The sequence below is a fragment of the Bizionia saleffrena genome, from assembly GCF_008086175.1.
Lineage (GTDB): Bacteria > Bacteroidota > Bacteroidia > Flavobacteriales > Flavobacteriaceae > Bizionia > Bizionia saleffrena.
In genome coordinates this window covers 1-2,500 of sequence record NZ_VSKM01000027.1, presented here as the reverse complement: position 1 = coordinate 2,500, position 2,500 = coordinate 1, and the positions used below count along the sequence as shown (strand labels likewise).

Annotated in this window: 2 tRNA genes and 2 rRNA genes (1 of these 4 cut by a window edge); all 4 read right to left on the bottom strand. The window is 44.3% G+C overall.

The features are described from left to right. A 23S ribosomal RNA gene (locus tag ES676_RS14390) occupies positions 1 to 186 on the bottom strand (it extends 2,642 nt beyond the left edge of the window). 192 nt (positions 187 to 378) lie between these two features. After that, positions 379 to 452 (bottom strand) — tRNA-Ala (locus ES676_RS14385). A 79-nt stretch (positions 453 to 531) separates the two neighbouring features. Further along, positions 532 to 605 (bottom strand) — tRNA-Ile (locus ES676_RS14380). 83 nt (positions 606 to 688) lie between these two features. Further along, positions 689 to 2,206: ribosomal RNA gene (locus ES676_RS14375) — 16S ribosomal RNA — on the bottom strand. The 16S and 23S rRNA genes sit together here with 2 tRNA genes alongside, the layout of an rRNA operon. Between the last annotated feature and the right edge of the window lie 294 nt (positions 2,207 to 2,500).

Genomic DNA, 2,500 nt, shown 5'->3' with positions numbered 1-2,500 from the left:
ATGTTTCAGTTCTCCGGGTTTGCTCCTATTGCTAGGTGATATATCTTCAATATATCGGGTTGCCCCATTCGGATATCTACGGATCAATTTGTATGTGCCAATCCCCGTAGCTTTTCGCAGCTTATCACGTCCTTCGTCGCCTCTGAGAGCCAAGGCATTCCCCATACGCCCTTATTTAGCTTATTGTACTATTTGCTTTTTTAATGAGTTACATTACTAATAGTCAGCTCGTGACTTTCTATTAGCTTATTATATTATATACGAACAGCTTACGCTATTCTTATTTTTTTCATGTATCTTTTTTCAATATGTCAATGAACTTTTGGCTAATTCAAACAGTTTAGTATAAATACTACTGCGTACAATTATATGCCGTTGTGGAGAATATCGGAGTCGAACCGATGACCTCCTGCGTGCAAGGCAGGCGCTCTAGCCAGCTGAGCTAATCCCCCATTTTAAACTCTAGCGTGTAGAATCCTTAATGTGAATTTAGTAGTCTCAGTTCTAGAATTTCCTTTCTTATAGTATTAGTAGTCTCAGGCAGACTCGAACTGCCGACCTCTACATTATCAGTGTAGCGCTCTAACCAGCTGAGCTATGAGACTCTACTATAATAGATTTTAAATTAACAGCAGGAGAATAAATTATTTAATTTCCTTGTAATACTCTTTTGGTCGTCTTTCTCTAGAAAGGAGGTGTTCCAGCCGCACCTTCCGGTACGGCTACCTTGTTACGACTTAGCCCTAGTTACCGATTTTACCCTAGGCCGCTCCTTGCGGTGACGGACTTCAGGCACTCCCAGCTTCCATGGCTTGACGGGCGGTGTGTACAAGGCCCGGGAACGTATTCACCGCATCATGGCTGATATGCGATTACTAGCGATTCCAGCTTCACGGAGTCGAGTTGCAGACTCCGATCCGAACTGTGATAGGGTTTATAGATTCGCTCCTTCTCGCGAAGTGGCTGCTCTCTGTCCCTACCATTGTAGCACGTGTGTAGCCCAGGACGTAAGGGCCGTGATGATTTGACGTCATCCCCACCTTCCTCACAGTTTGCACTGGCAGTCTTGTTAGAGTTCCCGACATGACTCGCTGGCAACTAACAACAGGGGTTGCGCTCGTTATAGGACTTAACCTGACACCTCACGGCACGAGCTGACGACAACCATGCAGCACCTTGTAAATTGTCCGAAGAAAAGTCTATCTCTAAACCTGTCAATCTACATTTAAGCCCTGGTAAGGTTCCTCGCGTATCATCGAATTAAACCACATGCTCCACCGCTTGTGCGGGCCCCCGTCAATTCCTTTGAGTTTCATTCTTGCGAACGTACTCCCCAGGTGGGTTACTTATCACTTTCGCTTAGCCACTCAGTCCGAAAACCGAACAGCTAGTAACCATCGTTTACGGCGTGGACTACCAGGGTATCTAATCCTGTTCGCTCCCCACGCTTTCGTCCATCAGTGTCAGTGTATTATTAGTAATCTGCCTTCGCAATTGGTATTCTATGTAATATCTATGCATTTCACCGCTACACTACATATTCTAACTACTTCATAATAACTCAAGATAACCAGTTTCAAAGGCAATTCTACAGTTGAGCTGCAGGATTTCACCTCTGACTTAATTATCCACCTACGGACCCTTTAAACCCAATGATTCCGGATAACGCTTGGATCCTCCGTATTACCGCGGCTGCTGGCACGGAGTTAGCCGATCCTTATTCTTACAGTACCGTCAAGCCCCGACACGTCGGGGGGTTTCTTCCTGTATAAAAGCAGTTTACAACCCATAGGGCAGTCATCCTGCACGCGGCATGGCTGGATCAGGCTCTCGCCCATTGTCCAATATTCCTCACTGCTGCCTCCCGTAGGAGTCTGGTCCGTGTCTCAGTACCAGTGTGGGGGATCCCCCTCTCAGGGCCCCTATCTATCGTTGCCATGGTAAGCCGTTACCTTACCATCTAGCTAATAGAACGCATACTCATCTTGTACCGTAACCTTTAATATAGTCCTCAGGTGAAAACTATATACTATGAGGTATTAATCCAAATTTCTCTGGGCTATCCCTCAGTACAAGGTAGATTGTATACGCGTTACTCACCCGTGCGCCGGTCGTCAGCATAGCAAGCTACCTGTTACCCCTCGACTTGCATGTGTTAAGCCTGCCGCTAGCGTTCATCCTGAGCCAGGATCAAACTCTTCATCGTTAAATTTTAAGTCTTGCGACTATCTTTTTAACAACCAAAGAAATTGTCAGTACTCTTTAATGATTTATTCTCTTGTTTGTAATTACCGTTTCCAGTTATTACATTACGCTGTCAATTCAATATGTGTATGAACTTTTATTCTCTTTCTCTAAGCCTTATATCGCTTAGCGGGTGCAAATATAAAACTTATATTTAAACTCGCAACACTTTTTGAAAATTAAATTTAATTATTTTTCTTGCCGTGTATCTCTATAAATCTTTGTGAACTTTCCCTAAACTTCAACCGAGGTTGCT